Genomic DNA, 15,847 nt, shown 5'->3' on the forward strand with positions numbered 1-15,847 from the left:
CTCCTATCCGATGGCGGTGAGGGTTGTCCCTTGTCGGCGGCGGGTGATGACGGCCCACGTGAGCGCCTGGGTGAGGGCGTCGACCTGGTCGTCGTGGGTGGCGTTAGGGAACGCTGCGAGTTCCTCGATGAGGTCCCAGGTCCACGGTTCGAAGCCCGGCAGGTGGACGTTTCCGGCCTCTACGAGGGGCTGGACTGCGGCGGCGCGGGCTTCTTTGCCGCCCTGTGGCTGGACTGGGACGAGTCCTGGCAGGGTGTGAGAGAGGGCGTCGATGACGGCGGGGCCGTTGGCTTTGTCCTCGACGAGATGGGCGGTGGCCTGGGGCCATCGTGCGGCCATGCGCTGCATGTGCTGGCATGTCTCGGTGAAACTCCAGTGGCCTCGCGCCTGGTCGAGGAGGCGCAGGGTGGCCCCGTCGTGCTGCCATGTTTGGCCGACGGCCCAGTCGGTGTGTTCGCCGCCCTTGAAGGTGAGGTCCCAGGAGGTGAAGACGGCCCCGTTTGGCACCCAGCGTTGTCCGGTGTTGTCTGCCTGCCAGGCTGGGCGGTCGTCGATGACCCAGTGGTCGCGGTTGAAGATTGTGCCGCCGGGCGGTGATGGGTGCCCTTGGTAGAGGGAGGCGAATGTGCGGCTGCCAGCCTGCCTTTTGATGGCTTCCCATTGGGTGTCGGTGCGCCCTCTGGCGGATTGGAGCCACTGGCCTGGCGTGCGCCCTAGCGGGTCGTCGCTACTGTCGGCCTGGGCTGGAATGTTGATGACACTCCATCGGTTGGCGTCGTCGGAGGCTAGGAGTCGTCCGGCGAGGTCGTCTTCGTGCCAGCGGGTGAGGATGAGCACGACGGGCGCTCCGGGGGCGAGTCGGGTTGATGCTACGTCTGTCCACCAGTCCCAGACGCGCTCGCGATATACTTTAGAGTCGGCCTGTTCGCGATCTTTGATGGGGTCGTCGATGATGAGCAGGTCGACGGCGCGTCCGGTGAGGGATCCGCCGACGCCGGTGGCGTAGACGCCGCCGTCATGTCCGGCGAGCTGCCATTCGTGTTGGGCTGACAGGTCGGGGCGGACGGTGAGTCCGAGGCTGGGGTGGGATGCGATGTCGTCGCGTATGATTCTTCCCCATCGTCTGGCTACCGAGTGGGCGTAGGAGGCGATGGCGATGCGGGTGTCTGGGTTGTGGGTGAGCGCCCACAGGGGGAAGCGTCGGCTGCAGCGCTGGGATTTCCCCTCTTGGGGTGGCATGGACACGATGAGGCGTCCGTCTGTGGTGTCTGCGAGCTGGGCTAGTTGGGTGTCGATGAGTCGCAGGGCTGGTGTTTGGATGGTTGTGGGGTCGAGCTCCTGGGCCATGTCTCCGGGTGTGTCCCAGCGGTTGGTGGTGTCGGCGAGTATGGTGCGCATGGCTGCTGCGGTGGCGGGGTTGAGGCGCAGGATTGGCGCTGACATTGCGCCTCCTTGTCTGTTTTGGGCGCACTAGCCCCGCTGACTGTCACCATACCATACTTTACGCGGCTTTGTCTTTGTCTTCGATGGCTGCGGTGATGTCTGGCCAGAGTTGGGCTATGACATCCCATGGGTAGAACCGTGGCGGCGTGGTGTGTGGGGCTGGTTTGATTTTGCCGCGCCGGTGCCATTGGTTGAGGCGTTTGCGTTGGACGGGGAGTTCTGCGGCGAGTTCGGCTGCGGTCATGGGTGGGGCTAGCCGCCATCGTTTTTCGAGGGCGGCGGGGCCGGGGTACTCGTGGCGTTGGCTTTCGGGTTGCCAGCGGGTTGCGGTGCAGGCGAGGACGGGGCCGTCGATTTCGCAGGGTGCCCCGCATGCGGGGCAGGTGATGGCGTTGGGTGGCTTGAGTCCTACGGCGCGGGCTAGGCGGGCATAGGTGACACTAATGGTGTCGTCGACCATGGCCATGTCGGCCTCGTCGAGCCAGGCCCGCGAGTCGGCCCACACGGCTGCTAGCCAGGCGCATTCGGCGGTCCAGGTTAGGCCGCACGGTTGGGGGTGTGTGGCGCGTGTGTCGTCGTCGATGGCCTCCCAGATGACCCTGGATGCCTCCTCTGCGAGGGTGCGTAGCAGGGGTGGCTCCCATCCCGGGGATGGCAGGATGTCGAGGCGTGACAGGTCTAGGGGTGGGCGTGATCCTGGGACGTGGCGGGTGTGTGTGGATTCGCCGTCGGGGTTGCGGGTGGTGCCGAGGTGGTGCAGTTCGGCGACGAGGGCGGGCATGTTTTGGATGCGGCTGAGCGGGTCGGTGGAGGGTAACCATGCGAGGGGTGCGGTCACTGGTCCTCCTGGAGGGCGTCGAGTATGAGTTGGCGTCCGTCGATGGTGTGGTCTGCGCGGGCGCGGTCGATCATGGCGAGTAGGGCTGTGACGTTGGCTGCTGCGGTGAGTTCTTGGGAGTGGGCGATGCGGTCTTGGATTCCGAGTCTGCACATGCGGTCGAGGGCGTTGGTAGTGCGGCCGATGGCGCGCTCGTAGACGGTGACGGTGGCCCGCACTTCGTCTGCCCCGGTGACGGGGTTGGTGTGGGTCCATGTGTCGGTGACTTCGGCGAGTTTGGCGCGGGCAAGGTCGAGGAAGGCTATTTGTTCTCCGACGATGCGGGCGAGTTGTTGGGCTGGGTTGGTGACGGGTTGGATGTTGATGCGGGTGAGTTCCCCGCGGACTTTGGCTTCGAGCACGTTTGCTGCGGCTGTGCGGCGTGCCGCCTTGGAGGCTCCGCCGTGCATGCGGCAGCGTGTCCCGCCCTTGATGGGGTGTTGTTGGCAGGGTTTGCCGGTGCGGGTTTTGGCGCCGCATATGGTGGCATGGGGTTGCCCGTTTGTGTTGTTTCGTGTGGGGTTGTGGTGTTTTGTCATGGCTCCTCCTCTCATGCTTGGGGTGACCGTGCGAGTATTGCGCGTATCTGTGCCCGGTATTTTCGCGATTTCTCTGGTGAAAGTATATCGGTTTTTATGGCTGGCATGGCGTCATTGTTGTCTGGTATTTCGCGGCCTTTGTTGCGTGCCCATGTTAGGTATTTTTTGGGGTCTTGTGGTGGCGGGGTTTGTGGCTGGGTTCTGGCGTAGGTGTCGGCTTTTGTTTTTCTGACCTGGTTGAGGATTTGTCGGGGGTCGACAAAGAGTGGCCCGGTGTCGTGGCTGCGAGCGATGGCGGCCAGGGCGGCTGTGGCGTCGGCGTAGGTGGTGTCGGCGAGGATGGGCTGCCAGGCATCTGGTGTGTATTTGTCGATTTTTTGGGCGGGGCAGATGGCCTGGATGATGCGGACGAGCTGGACGGTCTCGACGTGGTTCATGGCGACCTTTCGTGTCTGTGTGGCGATCTGAGGGCCTAACACTCGCCGGGGGTACAAATACCTAGCCCCCGACCTGTTAGGCGCTCCTAGGCAGCATAGGGAGGCTCTGACGGGCATTGCTGCGGCTTGCGTCGTCTACTGATGCGGCATCCCGGGCGGCAGCGCGGCTGTAGGCGTCCTGCCATTCGTCGTCGGTGAGGCCGGTGGCAGGTCTCCCCTGAGGGCGCGATGGCGTCTCAGCGGAGCGCCGGAGCCAGTTACGCCAGGTGGCGTCCCAGTCGCGCTTGCGTCCGCGCTGACCAGCAACGCCAGCCCAGTAGTCGCGGAAGCGGTCGAGCTGGCCGGTCAGCCATTCGGGGGAGTGCCCGTCCTCGACGGCGAGGTTCGCCGGGGTGCGCGATGGGCCCCAGCCGTCGGGCAGCCGGGTGCCCTTGGCTGCGGTGTTCGCCGCGACCGTCTCGGGGGCGGTCGGCGCGTCAGCGACGACATCGGGCAGGTGGGGTTCGTCGGAGTCGTCACCCCCCTGTACCCCCGAACGTAGTGAGGGGGTTATATATAGGTCGGGACGGGACGGGGCTTCGTTTTGCTTCGACGTTTGCTTCGCGTTTGCTTGAAGCAAAATCGAAGCATTTGCTTCACCGTTTGCTTCGCGTTTGCTTCGTGCTTCGCTTGCCTTATTTCTCCTAGTCACACCGGATTTCATGCCACCTTTACGCCCCGCCTCGGACCGCTTGGCGCTCGTTTGCTTCCGCCTCTCACGGACTGCTGACGAGGAGGGTTGATACTCGTTCCAATCATGGAATTGGTACCCCCCTTCGACGCGTTCCCACAGACCTGCTTGAAGCAAAATCGAAGCATTTGCTTCGTTGCTTCGCAGCATGGGGAGCACTGCCTTTGGAACGTATCCGTCGGTGAGCTGCTGGGCGCACCATGCGCCTGCCGTGACCCACAAGCCGAGCGCTTCGAGAGGGCAGGCCAGCACCTTCGGATTGAGCGGGAAAGTATCGTCAACTTTGAACCAGCTCATGCCGCCTCATCTCCGAACAATGAATCCTGGGTTGCTGGTTTGAGGCACGCCGGGGAAAACCAGATGCGCTCGCGGTCGCTCGCTCTGCCAGCCCCGTAGCCAGAACTGCCAGCCTTTCCGAAGACCTTCGTCCACCCGTGGGCAAGCAGCTCGTCGTGCTCGCTGTCATAGCCGCACAGGGCGATCCTCATGTCTGCTGGTGCTCGCAGACACCAGTCGCGGGCTGCCGCCGACAGGCCGACACCGTCGCTGCCGTAGATGTCGTAGCCGACCTCGTACGGTGGGTCCAGTAGGACGGCGATAGACCCGTCTCCGCCGTTTCTGGCGCACAGCGCGGCCGGTGTCACCACCATGTTCCAGCCGCCGCAGGTGATGCGAACGTGCGACAGCCTGTCGGCGAGGGCCGCCATGCCGGCGGCAACGTCGCGCCCGTTGGCGTACACGCCTCTATCGCTGCCGAGCGCTGGGAAACACCTTTTGACTCCGCTGCTGGCAGGGACTGACACCAATGATCCGCCGCGTGTGATCCACGGCCCCGGTTCGCTTGGGTGGCCGATCGACCCGGAGGCTACTGTCAGCCACCACGCGGCAGCCTTGGCGTCGTAGTGCTCCGGGTCGCCTTCCAGCCACGCAACGAACCCGTCGCGGCGCTCGTTCAGCCACGCCATGCGGGCGTGAATGTCCACCTCAGACAGTGGCCCGGCGCACTCGGCGGCGACACCAGCAGGGTCAGCCTTGATGGCCCGCCACACATTCGCGACCCAGCCGTCGCGGTCGTTGATGGTCTCCACGCGCCTTCCCTTGAAGGCTGGGCGGTTTAGCAGGACCGCAGCCGACCCGCAGAAGGGCTCAACATAGCCGCCAGGATCGCCGAAGCGCTCCCAGATGATCTGGGCGGCGAGACGCTTGCCGCCGAAGTACGGGAACGGCGCTCTCAGCGCGCTCATGGCTCCTCCACAATGTCGGGGTAGTAGGTGCGCTCCCAATCGGCGCGGCCTCGGTGGGCTTGGGTGATGCCACCGATAGGGGAGACGCGCAGCCAGCGGCGGTCGTAGTGGCCGCCGCAGCTCATGGCGTAGGCGGGATGCACTGGCAGATCATGGCGGCACAGATACGCGAACACGTCGACCGCTGTCCATCGCCCGATGGGACGACAGGCACCCGGGCCAGCCTCACCCCACCTGGCTATCACCATGTCGCGCATACGTGATTCCTCAGCACGTACACCGGTGATATGTCGCGAGCCGAATTCTTTTTCCGGTCCTGTGAATTGCCCGCGAGTGTGCTGGCCTTTACGGTCGCTGAATTCAATATTGTCCCACCAGCGGGGCCCGCCATCTACCCAGTATTCGTGGTAGTCGACGCGGTCGCCGTACTCGCCAAGAAAAGCGTCCCGCACGGTGAGGCAGTCGGGATTTTCCCACCGTCTCATACGCACATACACCAGGGGAAGCCTGACGCCGCTGGTGGCGACGAGATGGGCGACAACAGTGGAGTCTTTACCCCATGACGTCGACGCGTAGCATTGCCCCGCCTCGGCGAATTCCCGGATGGTTTTGTGGGCACGGTCCTCACGGGACGTCCACCTGGGGTCGGCTGCCAGGGCGCGATCGTAGCGCTCCAGGCGGGTCCACGCCTTCCTGTCGGCGTCGGTTAGTCGCGGTGAGTCGATGAGCATTCCGCATCTCCTATCGATTTGTAGGGTTGTCCGCGCCGGGAGTATGCGATGCGGCCTTGGCGTCTGAGAGTGGCGAGTGCTGCCGTCACCTGTGCGGGGGTGAGCCCCAGCTGCGCTGCCGCGATGGAGGGGGTGACGGTGCGCCGCCGGTCGGGGCGCGGCGGAAGCCACGCCCACACGGCATCAATAATCTGAGGGTCGATCACTGGAGACTCCGGCGCGAGGGGTGCCAGTAGGGTGCCCGGCAGGCCGCTTGGGGCGGCCACTCCCGGTCGGTCCAGTCGCCGTCGACGTCGTCTAGTGCCCAGTGGGTGACGTGGCCTGCCCCGGCGTTGTGGCGCGCCCCGAGGTGGGTGACGTGTCTCAGCAGGTCCGCCAGGTCGTCGACGTCGGTGGGCTCGACATCCCACCAGACGGTGGAGGTGACGATGGCGGCCCGGATGACGTTGCGGGCCTTCGTCGGGCCGAGCCCGTTGTGATGCTTCGCGTCCGATGTCCACACAGACATGGGGCCAGTGGCGGGCTTGCGGCGTATCTCCATGGCGGTGTGCACCGGACCATCGATGTGGGCCCTCGAGGTGCGCCAGCCCCACCACCCCTCCCTCTGCCAGCGGGCGAGAGGGAGGGGGAAGTCCGCCGCCGGTGTTGACGGTGTTGGGGCGGGGGGAATTGTTTCTCCGCGTGCTCGGGCGCGCACCGCCCAGGCCCACGACAGGGGCCCATCGAGGGGTGTCTGCCATGTGTCGGCGCCGACAATCGGAGAGTCAAGGTGTGCTGTGACTCTCACTGTGTCACCTCAATGATGAGGTCGCGGATGGCTTCCGCATTGTGGCGCAGGCTGAAGTCGAGCCACGCGACGGACTCGTCGATGACAGACTGGGCGATGCTGTCGCGCCAGTCGAGGGTGGCGGCACCGTAGCCGGTGTTTGTCGAGGCACCCAGGTGGGCGACGCCTTCGGGGGCCCATAGCCCGATGCCCGCCTGTAGGGCCACCTGCTGCTCGTCGGTGGCGGCTGGGGTGAGCCCGATGGTTCCCCACAGCTGGGATCCTGGCAGGAGCACTTGGGTGTCGAAGATCATTTGCGTCGACTCGGTCGTGCCGCCGTCGAGGGTGTCTGGGGGCGCGATCATGCGGGACGCCTGGGTGGAGGCCGTGTCGTGGCGGGTGCCGAACTCTTCGCCCCGGTAGGCTCCTGCGCGGCGGGGGCGCTGCCCGGCTACCTGCTCGGGGAGGCGGAATGCGTTCTCGGCGCACACGAGGATGGCGTCGGAGACGCGCGCCGTCCCCTCGTAGATGTCGGAGTGGGCCGCGTAGCCGAGCACGGATAGGGCCGGGAGAAGGTCGCGGACGCGTCGCTGTAGGTCGAGGTCGACCTGTGCCCCGGTGGATGAGATGGCCCCTCCAGACCACAGCAGGTCGACCTGGGTTTTCGTCATAGTGCCCGGCTCGAAGCATGTTGACGCGATCCGCCACGCCAGGGCGGAGCGGATGCCGTGGCGGATGGATGCCCCGGACAGGAAGGGCACCTGCACGGTTGTGTCGCCGTCGGAGATGACCTCGTGGGTGCGCAGGAGGCGCGTGTTCCCCGGAGGATCCTGCGCCGTGGGCGAAGGGTGAGGTGAGAGTGGCGACGTACTGATATTGGGGGTGCATGGTGGCGATTGTGGTAGTCATCAGAAGGGGATCTCCTCGGTCGTAGCAGTGGTTTTCTCAGTGCTTTTCTTTATGATTTTGTGCTTGTCGCGCTCCGTCATGGCGAGGGCGACGATGTAGACGATGTGACGGCTCACGTGGGAGGCCCACGCCTGATAGTCGACGTCGATGGCTCGGCCGATGCGCTTAAGGCCGTCGGCACAATAAATTGACGGTGACTCGATTTGGAGCTTGCGGAATGCGGTCGTGATAGCCTGCCCGGCGTCCTCTGATCCTGCTGCGGCAGTGGTGATGGCCGTGGTGACACGGCCCGCCCAGAAGTCGAGCAGGCTCACGTCTGTGAGACTGGATCGCAGGGCGAAAATGAGATCGACGGTGACAGCGTCGAGCTCCTCGGGGGTTGGTGTGGTCATTGCATGGTTCCTTTCGTGACGGTCCACAGGGCCAGGTCGAGTAGTGGTGAGCGGTGCCATCCGGACAGCTGCCGGTCGAGGCCGCGCCATGCGGCTAGCTGCTCGGATGTCTTGATGAATGCTGGCCTGCCCTCTCGCACAGCTTCGGCGGGCACCCCCATGCGGCGTAGCCCCATGGCCGCGTCGCGCACTGTCGCCCACTCGTCCGAGGTTGCGGAGACCTGGGTGTCTTCGACGCGCACCACCCATGTGCGCCCGTGGTTGACGCGGGCGTATGGCAGGACGTGTTTCTGGCCCGAGAGGGCCACCGATGCCACCCAAGGACCCTCAGGCGGGTCGGACAGAATGTCGACGAGGGGTTGAGGGTTGGCGCGGTTGATAAGCGACAGCCCGGGGGTGTCTTGGAGGAATGCTTTCTCGTGGGTTTGGCACGCCGTTCCCGGCGCGGCGACGATCGTCCACATGCGCAGTGTTGCCGGTGGTTTTCCGGAACAGCACCACAGGCATGCCGGGCATACCCTCGATGTGCCGCCTTCGAGCAGTGACCGGTCGGAGAAGTTCTTCCCCAAGGCCTTGTCGAAGTCTGCGGTAATGGGCTCATCGTGGCCGCAGATGGCGCACACTCCGGGGTGATCCTGCAGGTGCTTGGCTGTGGATGCGGCGGTGATGGGCGGGCATCCCGCTAGATCGTAGACGAGCCTAGTGGCCTCACTCATGGGTGACCATCACCATTCCGCAGCCGTAGGCTTTCCCTGGCCCGACGCCGGAGGCGACCATGCGCTCCAGCGCTGCCGCGTCGATGACGCGCCCGGAGACGGTGTAGTCGACGCGCCTAATCGTGACAAGGCCGCTGGACTTGTGCCCGAACACGGGCCGCAGTGGTGTTGCGTCCACAGCGGCGCAGTCGATTATGTCGCGGAAGCGCTGACGCGCCCACGTGATCTGCCCGTCATGATCCGTGATGGGTGTGCGCACTCCGCGAGACCGTCCGGGCGTGCGCACGCTCGCACATGGGCAGGCGACAAGATGTAGCTGAATCGTGTCGCCGTCACTGGGGTGCCCCTCTGCGATGACGCCAGCCGATGCGATCCATGACATGTCGGCGTTAGGGCGGTAGGCGTCGTGCCTGACCAGGATGTGCATTGGCGTGCGTTGAGCCCACAGGATGCGTCCGCCTGAGAACGTGCCGTCGATGCGATGATGCAGCCAGCGCACATTCCTCAACGCCGCAGCGGCGGCGGGGCGAGTAAGGTCAATTGATGTGAGCATCACTGCCCCTCTACTCTGATAGTGACGGTGTGGAAGCCCTTCGGGGAGGGATCGGTAGCCCGGCGCATGTCTGGGCCGATGACATGCTGTGAGTCGTCATCGGGCCACACTCCGGCGTCGGTCATGCCATCGATTAGGGCCTTGACGGTCGGATAAGCATTGGCGGGGTCGGCCCTCCCAGAGCGGTAGGAAATCTCTGCGACAACGCGAACTGGCCCGTCGGCGTGAATGTGGTGGCGGCGACACTGCGCGGCCGCCATGGCCCGCAAGACTCGCGTCCTGCGGGCACGGTCAGCCCAGTGATAGCGCCCGTTGGCGCTCATCCACACGGCAGCGGGCACCAGCACAGTGAACTGCTGGCTCATCGGGCCTGCTCCTCGTGTCTGTCCATGGCGGAGGCGTACTCGTCGAGGAGCGCCCGTGCGTAGCGCAGGAGCGCAGGAATAGCTGACGCTATCTTGTGACGTTCCTGCGCCTTTGAGGTTGCGTCGTCTGGGCCGTTGTCGAGGATTTCCTGCAGGGTCAAGGCCGCTTCGACGGCATAGACGACCGTGCTCTCGAGGTCGTCCGTTCTGGGGTCGACGACTTCACGGGCCGTGGCGTGGGAGCAATCGAAGGCGTACTCGATCGGGAATGCGGCTTCTCCTCTGGCCGAGGATTGATCGATATCGTCGAGGGCGTGATCGATAGCGTCGCAGAGATTGCTGACCCAGTCGCGCCAGTCAAGATGATAGGTAGCTCTCATGCCACTCTCCTCGCCCTAGAGAACGCTGTGACGATGTGACTGCGACGGAGCGGCCTGTCTGGGGAATCATCTGGTGTGTCGGTGGCGATCTGGTCTGGGTTGATGAGCATGCCGATCAGGTCGGAGGCTTCGTGGTCGTGCAGGAGCTGCTCGCATGCCTCAGCCTGGTCGGCGGTGATAGTGGTTGGGCTGTACTCGAAGAGTGGCACTTTGTCTTTCAGCATGTCGCTCCTCAGAATGGTGCTTCATCGGACTGCTGCTGGCCCCACGGGTCAACCGCCCGCTGAGGCTGCTTGGGCCGCCCAGAGTCCTGAGGCTTTGTGCCGCTGGGTGCGTTGAGCTGCGGTTGGCTCACCCTAGCGAACCTCAGTGATGGGCCAATCTCGTTGACGTCGATCTCGTAGGAGGTGCGGCGGTTGCCGCCGCGGTCCTGCCATGTGCGGGCCTTGAGATTTCCCTGCACCATGACGCGTGTCCCTTTGTAGAGGGATTCGGCCACGTTTTCGGCGGCCTGACCCCACACGGAGCAGCCCAGGAACATGGTCTCGCCGTTCACCCATTCGCCACGCTGCTTATCGTATTGGCTTGGCGTGCTAGCCACGGTGAAATTAGCCACCGGTGTGCCGTTGCTAGTGAACCTCATATCCGGGTCAGACGTGAGGTTTCCAACAATTGTTATTTGTGTATTATTCGCCATATCATTGAATCCTTTCAATATATTCAGCGGCGTCTTTTTTAAGGGGCTCGTGGATGCGCCGCACATGGGGTATGGCCGCGACATCGGCGGCGCTCCACCCGGTGTCCTTGCTGATGCGTCGCCAGCCCCAGCCGCGACGGCGCAGGTAGGCGATGCGGTCGAGGTCTGCTGGGGGCCGATCCGCAGCCTTGGGGGCGATGATCTCCAGATGGCTGGGGGCCACACACTGCGGCCTGCCGCAGGTGCGCGTCAGCTTGCCCGGGGCTGAAGTCCAGTCGTGGGCTGCGGCGTAGGCCACCCGGGGAACGTGAATGTACATGGCGTCACCGTCTATGGTGTGGACCCAGATTTGACGCCGTGTAGTGGTCGCGCACCCGCCGCGCTCCCACTCGATGGACTCTTCGAGGGCGCGGCTCGCCTGGGCTGGGTCGAGGCGGACCGCCTTTCTGGCACCCGTCATTGCTGCACCTCGCCGGTGGCCTCGTCGACAACCTCGGCGTCGACGAGAGGCTCGTCATTGGCGTCCTCGATGTGGTCCGCGAGGAGGGCTGAGGCGGTGGCGTCGAGCTCGGCTTGGGTGAGGCCACCCAGGGTGGCCACCTGGCGTCCGAGGATGCGCGAGGCTACGTCGAGGACCTGCTGCTGGGTGGCCCCGGTGGCCTTCATGGCATTGAGAATGACTCCCCAGTCGGGCCGATCGTCGCGGTGCTCGGAGACGGTGACATTGGCTGGGCGCACCGGCTCGGCGAAGTCGGCCACCTCGTCTGGGGTGTACCCGACGCCTCCCATGACCTCGTAGCATGCCTCGCGCACACACTCGGAGAGGGCGCGATTGGAGAGCATCAATTGCGGATTTTTGACCCAATGCCCTTTCCCCCACAGCCCATGCTTTTCCGCCTTCGCACGATCCCATTCGGCGACATGCTCAAACTCTGGGTCGTCGGCTCGGATAATGACGCAGCGGGCGACGCCATCCTCGAATGATTCACGCAATAGGTGCCCTGCTTTTCTGACTCTGGTACGCATAAACTTTGCGCTAAAAGAGGGCTTCCCAGAAATGACCGCCATTTCCTGCATAATCGTCCACGGAGACTCGTCCAGTGTGCGAGCCTCCTCCATGGCAATGAGGACGTTGGCGGGCTGGCGCTGGAATGCGGGCGGAAGAATAGTAGAGGCCGCCAAGGCTCTGGCATACTCCATTTGCTCGCCCAGTGAGGCCACCTGCGGTTGTGCGGCGTGCTCGACATGCTCAATATCTGTGCTCATGATTATTCCTGTCAGGTGAGGGTGATGTAGGGGGTTCCTGGCTTGCCGTCGCGGCCCTTGCGGGCTCGGCGGGTGGCCAGCGTGGTGCCGTCCGGGGCTACTGCGGTGCGGTTCTCTCCCATGGCGCGGGCGAGGATCGCCTTAGCGGAGTCCTCGTAGGCTTTGGCTTCGTCGCTGGCATCCTTGGCGGAGGCATGCAGCTGTGCCGCCTGGCCGATAGTGCGCAGCGCGTCAGGATCGGTGATCGTGACCTGCTCGTCAATGATTTCTGGATGGCGTAGGCGCTCGACCGCATATAGCTTCGCCGGTAGCTCGTCGTCGTCTGGCGGCTCGATGCCCAGCTCGAGCATGTCGACAAAGATCTCGGCCTCGGCGCGGGCATAGGCCAGCCATTCGTCATCCCGCTGGACATGGAAGCGCCGGAATCCCCAGGTAGAGAGCACGGCGAAATCGGCCCAGTCGACGCCGAAAACATCCATATACCACTGAACCTGTGCCCAATAGTGTGCGGGCGGGAGATCGGTGCCATCGCGGCCCCACTGGCCAGGGGTATTCGGTGTGTATTTGATTTCGAGTATCCCGACCGGGTTCTTGAGCGAGTGCGGATTGTCGACGATGATCCGGTCGGGATTGGCCAGCTGCCAATCCCGTTCCTGGTGCACCCACGTGCCGGTGTTTCGCAGATACAGGCCGTCAGGTAGATGATTGTCGGCATACCAGTGGGCGGCCGCCAGCTCGACATAGTGGCCTGCCTCCATGAGGGCACTGGAGGGGGTGTCGTCGATGGTGCCGCGCTTGCGGTGCCACAATTCCCAGCGTGAGCACCATGGCGATAGGCCCACGATCGCGGCGATATCGGAGCCGCCGATGCGGCTTCGGCGAGCCTTCAGCCATTCGGGCGACCCGTCCGGCCATGAGCCGAGAGCTACTGCCTGTCCTGCGCGCCTCATGATCTGCCCCCGTGGGGGTCCGTGCCGTCCCCGCCGCAGGTGTGGCACCAGCCGCCCCATTTGCCCTCGCCAGAGCCGTTACACTCAGGGCAAGGCTCATCCGAGCCGCCTGGTCGCCTATTCCATTCGTGCCGGGCGAGCCATTCACGCTCGGCACGGGCCACACTCCACCGGTCGACGGTGCTCATGACGCCCACCTGTCGGATAGCGCGTCGATCACGCCCGGATGTGCGGCGATATGGGCGTCACACATGTCACAGAATGAGGACAGTAGCGGGCGGAGGCGGGTGATCTCGTCGCCGGTAGATTCGGGCCAATCATCGCCAGCGATCAGCTCGCGCAGATCCCCGACAGTCCCCGACCAGCATCCGATAGTGATGAGCCACCATTCCGGTGTCGGGACGAGGAGGCATCGGTAGCGGTGTAGCCCGTCGATGGCTAGGCCACACCAGCTGGCCCAGTACAGGTCAGCATCGCGCAGGTTGGCCCCGTATAGGTCAGCCCCGCGCAGGTTGGCATCGCGCAGGTTGGCACTGCGCAGGTTGGCGCTGTACAGGTCAGCCCCGTACAGGTCAGCCCCGTACAGGTTGGCCCCGTACAGGTCAGCATCGCGCAGGTTGGCCCCGTATAGGTCAGCCCCGCGCAGGTTGGCATCGCGCAGGTTGGCGCTGCGCAGGTCAGCCCCGCGCAGGTCAGCCCCGTACAGGTTGGCCCCGTACAGGTCAGCATCGCGAAGGTCGACTAGGGCATAATCCTTACGCGCCCTGGCAATAACGTCCAATACTTCTTCGCGGTTCATTTCCCCTCCAGTAATGCGGTAATGACGATGACGGCGGCAATAGCGATGGCGAGGACGAGTCCGCGTCCATCAAAAGCGGAAATAGATGTCACGGGAGTCTCCTCACTTTCGGGGGCTACGTGTCTTGGGTTTGCCGGTTTCTCCTGATATCCATCGGTCGACGTCGCTGACGCGTAGCCGGACAATGGCCGCACCGGCTGGGCGGCATGCCGGAAGGTCGCCCCGATCGATAGCTGACCGGATGGTTCGCTGTGCCACGGCGCAGCGCGCGGCCGCGCTGGCAACGGACTCATATACAGTCTCGGTTTTCATGCCGCCGCCGCGATGGTCGCCGCATGGATGAGGTCGGACGGCCTGATATCGAGGACTCGGGCGATGGAGATGAGCTCTTCGACGCCGAGCGGAGATGAGCCGTTGAGCTTCCGAGCGAGCACTGTCGGGCTGATTCCGACCCATTGAGCGAGGTCCTGGTAGCTGACCCCGGCTTTGGCGACTGCGGCCCGGACCTCTGCTGCCGCTGCGCCCCGGGGGTTATGTGTATCGGTCATGCCACCGATCATAGTCGTAATTACGACTATGTCAATGACTCAGCCCCTTGCGCTTCACAGTCATATATGCGACCCTATGGATATGGGACGGCAGAAGCTCACCGGGCCAGTGACGCGCTACGTCGCGTCAGCGCTAGCAGCGGAGCGCTCCCGGCGAGGCGTGACATATGACTCGCTCGTGGAGTCGTCAGGGCTATCCAAGGGGGCTGTCGTGGGAGCTCTCACTGGCACGCGTTCGATTGCCATAGAGGCATTCGTCGCCATCTGTGAGGCGCTCGACGTCGACTCCGGTGAGCTTCTCGACGCCGCTGCCGAAGTAGCTCGACCTCCCGAGGTTGACCTGGCTGCCGACAATCCCGGCACCCCGACAGACCGGGAGCGCATGGAAGCTGAGTGGGGCGATGACCCCGCCTAACCCGTGGGCGTGGCTGCGCTCACACCCCGACATTGACCTCGTGTGGGGCGGACTGCCCACCGGGTGGCGTGGAGCCACCGACGGTCGCACTATCTGGCTGGCCGAGGGTCTCACTCAGCGGGAGCGTCGCTGCACCCTAGCGCACGAGCTGACACATATACGGCTCGGGCTTCTCGGAGTCCAGTCGGCGTCAGGCGAGGAGCGAGTGAGGCTGGCCACGGCGAGGTGGCTACTGCCCGACCTCGAGGCAGTCGCCGACGCCCTTGCTGATTCCACAACACAGGATGCCGCCCTCGACCTGTGGGTCACCGATGACATTCTGCACACACGACTTGCTCACCTGACCGACAGTGAGCGTAACCTCATGAGCCGCGACACGGCGGCGTAGGGAAGGGAATACCAATGCCCGACGAGAACTTCGATCCCGCTGCTAGCGGGAAAGATCGGAAGGGGCCAGGCTGCCTAGCGGCCGTTTCGCTCATCGTCATAATCATTGTCGTTTTCGCTTCATGTGGTGGTGGCGATAAGCATCGCGGCTATGAGCTGAGCGACTTTAATGTCGAGCTCGACTCGAAATCGGTGTGCGAGGATGCGGTGAGGAATCAGCTTAATGCGCCGTCCACGGCGAAGTTTTCCCACGAGAAGGTGTCCATTAATGCTGAGTCGAAGTCAACTGACGTATGGAAGGCGAACGTGACCGGTGTTGTTGAGGCCGAGAACCAGCTTGGTGGCCGCGTGAGTCGGGCGTGGGCGTGTAGCGCCACAGTTGATTCTCATGGGCAGGCCAAGGGTGACGCGACATTAGTCGAGTGATCTGTGACTGTCATGGATTTGTGGATTAATCGTCGGTGCGGGCGGTGGCGTGCCGTCATGTCAGGCTGGCCGACTTCGTGTCGGTGATGCGGTGATGGCTAGGTACATGTCTTGACTGAGCTGCGCTGGGGATGCAATCCATAGCCTGACCGATATACCGCCTAGTAGATGGCATTATGCAGGCGATTCCCGCCATCTCCACTAAGTGCCTGCTGGCGTTGATACACTCACGCGCCAGCAGGCATTTTGTCATGTGCTTGTGCCATTTTGGGCCCCG

The 15,847-nt window shown here is 64.1% G+C and carries 25 protein-coding genes; 3 read left to right on the top strand and 22 right to left on the bottom strand.

Annotation, left to right across the window (positions count from 1 at the left end; all coding sequences use genetic code 11):
* Positions 1-3: 3 nt before the first annotated feature.
* The 22 genes from terL to FYJ43_RS04415 all read right to left on the bottom strand — a co-directional run bounded on the left by terL (position 4) and on the right by FYJ43_RS04415 (position 14,342).
* On the bottom strand, positions 4-1,443 hold the full coding sequence (gene terL / locus FYJ43_RS04305; RefSeq protein WP_154562422.1) for a phage terminase large subunit: 1,440 nt from the start codon (positions 1,441-1,443) through the stop codon (positions 4-6).
* A 58-nt stretch (positions 1,444-1,501) separates the two neighbouring features.
* Entirely contained in the window at positions 1,502-2,281 is a 780-nt protein-coding gene (locus tag FYJ43_RS04310) for a hypothetical protein (protein ID WP_154562424.1), read from the bottom strand.
* Positions 2,278-2,859: an HGGxSTG domain-containing protein gene (locus FYJ43_RS04315; RefSeq protein WP_154562426.1), complete on the bottom strand. Its 582-nt coding sequence runs from the start codon at positions 2,857-2,859 to the stop codon at positions 2,278-2,280. The genes FYJ43_RS04310 and FYJ43_RS04315 overlap by 4 nt, the downstream gene beginning before the upstream one ends.
* Before the next feature lie 11 nt (positions 2,860-2,870).
* Complete coding sequence (locus FYJ43_RS04320; protein WP_154562428.1) at positions 2,871-3,296, bottom strand: hypothetical protein; 426 nt, start codon at positions 3,294-3,296, stop codon at positions 2,871-2,873.
* Between the two features lie 76 nt (positions 3,297-3,372).
* Positions 3,373-4,323: a hypothetical protein gene (locus tag FYJ43_RS04325; protein WP_154562430.1), complete on the bottom strand. Its 951-nt coding sequence runs from the start codon at positions 4,321-4,323 to the stop codon at positions 3,373-3,375.
* Positions 4,320-5,270, bottom strand: a complete 951-nt coding sequence (locus FYJ43_RS04330) for a DNA adenine methylase (RefSeq protein WP_154562432.1) — start codon at positions 5,268-5,270, stop codon at positions 4,320-4,322. Before FYJ43_RS04330 ends, FYJ43_RS04325 begins: the two co-directional genes overlap by 4 nt.
* The gene (locus tag FYJ43_RS04335; RefSeq protein ID WP_154562434.1) at positions 5,267-6,001 is read right to left on the bottom strand and encodes a phosphoadenosine phosphosulfate reductase domain-containing protein; all 735 of its coding nucleotides are present in this window, start codon (positions 5,999-6,001) and stop codon (positions 5,267-5,269) included. Before FYJ43_RS04335 ends, FYJ43_RS04330 begins: the two co-directional genes overlap by 4 nt.
* Positions 5,977-6,207, bottom strand: a complete 231-nt coding sequence (locus FYJ43_RS04340; protein ID WP_154562436.1) for a hypothetical protein — start codon at positions 6,205-6,207, stop codon at positions 5,977-5,979. Before FYJ43_RS04340 ends, FYJ43_RS04335 begins: the two co-directional genes overlap by 25 nt.
* Positions 6,204-6,788 carry a hypothetical protein gene (locus tag FYJ43_RS04345; protein WP_154562438.1) on the bottom strand — a complete coding sequence of 195 codons (585 nt, stop codon included), beginning with the start codon at positions 6,786-6,788 and terminating at the stop codon, positions 6,204-6,206. The genes FYJ43_RS04340 and FYJ43_RS04345 overlap by 4 nt, the downstream gene beginning before the upstream one ends.
* Entirely contained in the window at positions 6,785-7,534 is a 750-nt protein-coding gene (locus FYJ43_RS04350) for a LemA family protein (protein ID WP_154562440.1), read from the bottom strand. The genes FYJ43_RS04345 and FYJ43_RS04350 overlap by 4 nt, the downstream gene beginning before the upstream one ends.
* Before the next feature lie 141 nt (positions 7,535-7,675).
* On the bottom strand, positions 7,676-8,068 hold the full coding sequence (locus FYJ43_RS04355; protein ID WP_154562442.1) for a hypothetical protein: 393 nt from the start codon (positions 8,066-8,068) through the stop codon (positions 7,676-7,678).
* Positions 8,065-8,784 carry a hypothetical protein gene (locus FYJ43_RS04360; protein WP_154562444.1) on the bottom strand — a complete coding sequence of 240 codons (720 nt, stop codon included), beginning with the start codon at positions 8,782-8,784 and terminating at the stop codon, positions 8,065-8,067. The genes FYJ43_RS04355 and FYJ43_RS04360 overlap by 4 nt, the downstream gene beginning before the upstream one ends.
* A complete protein-coding gene (locus FYJ43_RS04365) occupies positions 8,777-9,337 on the bottom strand; it encodes a type I-E CRISPR-associated protein Cas6/Cse3/CasE (protein WP_154562446.1) in 561 nt (186 codons plus the stop codon). Before FYJ43_RS04365 ends, FYJ43_RS04360 begins: the two co-directional genes overlap by 8 nt.
* Positions 9,337-9,702, bottom strand: coding sequence for a RusA family crossover junction endodeoxyribonuclease (locus FYJ43_RS04370; protein ID WP_154562448.1), 366 nt, complete (start codon positions 9,700-9,702; stop codon positions 9,337-9,339). The genes FYJ43_RS04365 and FYJ43_RS04370 overlap by 1 nt, the downstream gene beginning before the upstream one ends.
* Entirely contained in the window at positions 9,699-10,082 is a 384-nt protein-coding gene (locus FYJ43_RS04375; protein WP_154562450.1) for a hypothetical protein, read from the bottom strand. The genes FYJ43_RS04370 and FYJ43_RS04375 overlap by 4 nt, the downstream gene beginning before the upstream one ends.
* Positions 10,079-10,306: a hypothetical protein gene (locus FYJ43_RS04380; protein WP_154562452.1), complete on the bottom strand. Its 228-nt coding sequence runs from the start codon at positions 10,304-10,306 to the stop codon at positions 10,079-10,081. Before FYJ43_RS04380 ends, FYJ43_RS04375 begins: the two co-directional genes overlap by 4 nt.
* 8 nt (positions 10,307-10,314) lie before the next feature.
* The gene (gene ssb, locus FYJ43_RS04385; RefSeq protein ID WP_154562454.1) at positions 10,315-10,779 is read right to left on the bottom strand and encodes a single-stranded DNA-binding protein; all 465 of its coding nucleotides are present in this window, start codon (positions 10,777-10,779) and stop codon (positions 10,315-10,317) included.
* Position 10,780: 1 nt separating this feature from the next.
* Positions 10,781-11,239: a hypothetical protein gene (locus FYJ43_RS04390; RefSeq protein ID WP_154562456.1), complete on the bottom strand. Its 459-nt coding sequence runs from the start codon at positions 11,237-11,239 to the stop codon at positions 10,781-10,783.
* Positions 11,236-12,045 (bottom strand): hypothetical protein, encoded by an 810-nt coding sequence (locus tag FYJ43_RS04395; protein ID WP_154562458.1) that lies wholly within the window; start codon positions 12,043-12,045, stop codon positions 11,236-11,238. The genes FYJ43_RS04390 and FYJ43_RS04395 overlap by 4 nt, the downstream gene beginning before the upstream one ends.
* Positions 12,046-12,056: 11 nt before the next feature.
* The gene (locus FYJ43_RS04400; protein WP_195839901.1) at positions 12,057-12,995 is read right to left on the bottom strand and encodes a YqaJ viral recombinase family nuclease; all 939 of its coding nucleotides are present in this window, start codon (positions 12,993-12,995) and stop codon (positions 12,057-12,059) included.
* 184 nt (positions 12,996-13,179) lie between these two features.
* A complete protein-coding gene (locus FYJ43_RS04405) occupies positions 13,180-13,794 on the bottom strand; it encodes a pentapeptide repeat-containing protein (RefSeq protein ID WP_195839902.1) in 615 nt (204 codons plus the stop codon).
* A gap of 308 nt (positions 13,795-14,102) precedes the next feature.
* Positions 14,103-14,342, bottom strand: coding sequence for a helix-turn-helix domain-containing protein (locus FYJ43_RS04415; RefSeq protein ID WP_195839904.1), 240 nt, complete (start codon positions 14,340-14,342; stop codon positions 14,103-14,105).
* A gap of 82 nt (positions 14,343-14,424) precedes the next feature.
* Between FYJ43_RS04415 and FYJ43_RS04420 the strand changes: the two genes are divergently transcribed.
* From FYJ43_RS04420 to FYJ43_RS04430, 3 genes are read left to right on the top strand one after another with little or no spacing between them, the layout of a single operon-like run.
* Positions 14,425-14,757 (top strand): helix-turn-helix domain-containing protein, encoded by a 333-nt coding sequence (locus tag FYJ43_RS04420; RefSeq protein ID WP_195839905.1) that lies wholly within the window; start codon positions 14,425-14,427, stop codon positions 14,755-14,757.
* Positions 14,744-15,145, top strand: coding sequence for an ImmA/IrrE family metallo-endopeptidase (locus FYJ43_RS04425; RefSeq protein WP_154562468.1), 402 nt, complete (start codon positions 14,744-14,746; stop codon positions 15,143-15,145). The genes FYJ43_RS04420 and FYJ43_RS04425 overlap by 14 nt, the downstream gene beginning before the upstream one ends.
* Positions 15,146-15,159: 14 nt before the next feature.
* Positions 15,160-15,570, top strand: coding sequence for a hypothetical protein (locus FYJ43_RS04430; RefSeq protein WP_154562470.1), 411 nt, complete (start codon positions 15,160-15,162; stop codon positions 15,568-15,570).
* Positions 15,571-15,847 lie beyond the last annotated feature (277 nt).

The sequence above is a fragment of the Cutibacterium porci genome (assembly GCF_009696315.1).
GTDB classification, from domain to species: Bacteria; Actinomycetota; Actinomycetes; order Propionibacteriales; family Propionibacteriaceae; genus Cutibacterium; species Cutibacterium porci.

What these genes read in the sequence shown, in the direction of transcription:
- terL (WP_154562422.1), bottom strand. Translation starts at nt 1,443, where the DNA reads ATGTCAGCGCCAATCCTGCGCCTCAACCCCGCCACCGCAGCAGCCATG.
- FYJ43_RS04315 (WP_154562426.1), bottom strand. Translation starts at nt 2,859, where the DNA reads ATGACAAAACACCACAACCCCACACGAAACAACACAAACGGGCAACCC.
- FYJ43_RS04320 (WP_154562428.1), bottom strand. Translation starts at nt 3,296, where the DNA reads ATGAACCACGTCGAGACCGTCCAGCTCGTCCGCATCATCCAGGCCATC.
- FYJ43_RS04325 (WP_154562430.1), bottom strand. Translation starts at nt 4,323, where the DNA reads ATGAGCTGGTTCAAAGTTGACGATACTTTCCCGCTCAATCCGAAGGTG.
- FYJ43_RS04330 (WP_154562432.1), bottom strand. Translation starts at nt 5,270, where the DNA reads ATGAGCGCGCTGAGAGCGCCGTTCCCGTACTTCGGCGGCAAGCGTCTC.
- FYJ43_RS04335 (WP_154562434.1), bottom strand. Translation starts at nt 6,001, where the DNA reads ATGCTCATCGACTCACCGCGACTAACCGACGCCGACAGGAAGGCGTGG.
- FYJ43_RS04355 (WP_154562442.1), bottom strand. Translation starts at nt 8,068, where the DNA reads ATGACCACACCAACCCCCGAGGAGCTCGACGCTGTCACCGTCGATCTC.
- FYJ43_RS04360 (WP_154562444.1), bottom strand. Translation starts at nt 8,784, where the DNA reads ATGAGTGAGGCCACTAGGCTCGTCTACGATCTAGCGGGATGCCCGCCC.
- FYJ43_RS04365 (WP_154562446.1), bottom strand. Translation starts at nt 9,337, where the DNA reads ATGCTCACATCAATTGACCTTACTCGCCCCGCCGCCGCTGCGGCGTTG.
- FYJ43_RS04370 (WP_154562448.1), bottom strand. Translation starts at nt 9,702, where the DNA reads ATGAGCCAGCAGTTCACTGTGCTGGTGCCCGCTGCCGTGTGGATGAGC.
- FYJ43_RS04375 (WP_154562450.1), bottom strand. Translation starts at nt 10,082, where the DNA reads ATGAGAGCTACCTATCATCTTGACTGGCGCGACTGGGTCAGCAATCTC.
- FYJ43_RS04380 (WP_154562452.1), bottom strand. Translation starts at nt 10,306, where the DNA reads ATGCTGAAAGACAAAGTGCCACTCTTCGAGTACAGCCCAACCACTATC.
- ssb (WP_154562454.1), bottom strand. Translation starts at nt 10,779, where the DNA reads ATGGCGAATAATACACAAATAACAATTGTTGGAAACCTCACGTCTGAC.
- FYJ43_RS04390 (WP_154562456.1), bottom strand. Translation starts at nt 11,239, where the DNA reads ATGACGGGTGCCAGAAAGGCGGTCCGCCTCGACCCAGCCCAGGCGAGC.
- FYJ43_RS04395 (WP_154562458.1), bottom strand. Translation starts at nt 12,045, where the DNA reads ATGAGCACAGATATTGAGCATGTCGAGCACGCCGCACAACCGCAGGTG.
- FYJ43_RS04400 (WP_195839901.1), bottom strand. Translation starts at nt 12,995, where the DNA reads ATGAGGCGCGCAGGACAGGCAGTAGCTCTCGGCTCATGGCCGGACGGG.
- FYJ43_RS04405 (WP_195839902.1), bottom strand. Translation starts at nt 13,794, where the DNA reads ATGAACCGCGAAGAAGTATTGGACGTTATTGCCAGGGCGCGTAAGGAT.
- FYJ43_RS04415 (WP_195839904.1), bottom strand. Translation starts at nt 14,342, where the DNA reads ATGACCGATACACATAACCCCCGGGGCGCAGCGGCAGCAGAGGTCCGG.
- FYJ43_RS04420 (WP_195839905.1), top strand. Translation starts at nt 14,425, where the DNA reads ATGGGACGGCAGAAGCTCACCGGGCCAGTGACGCGCTACGTCGCGTCA.
- FYJ43_RS04425 (WP_154562468.1), top strand. Translation starts at nt 14,744, where the DNA reads ATGACCCCGCCTAACCCGTGGGCGTGGCTGCGCTCACACCCCGACATT.
- FYJ43_RS04430 (WP_154562470.1), top strand. Translation starts at nt 15,160, where the DNA reads ATGCCCGACGAGAACTTCGATCCCGCTGCTAGCGGGAAAGATCGGAAG.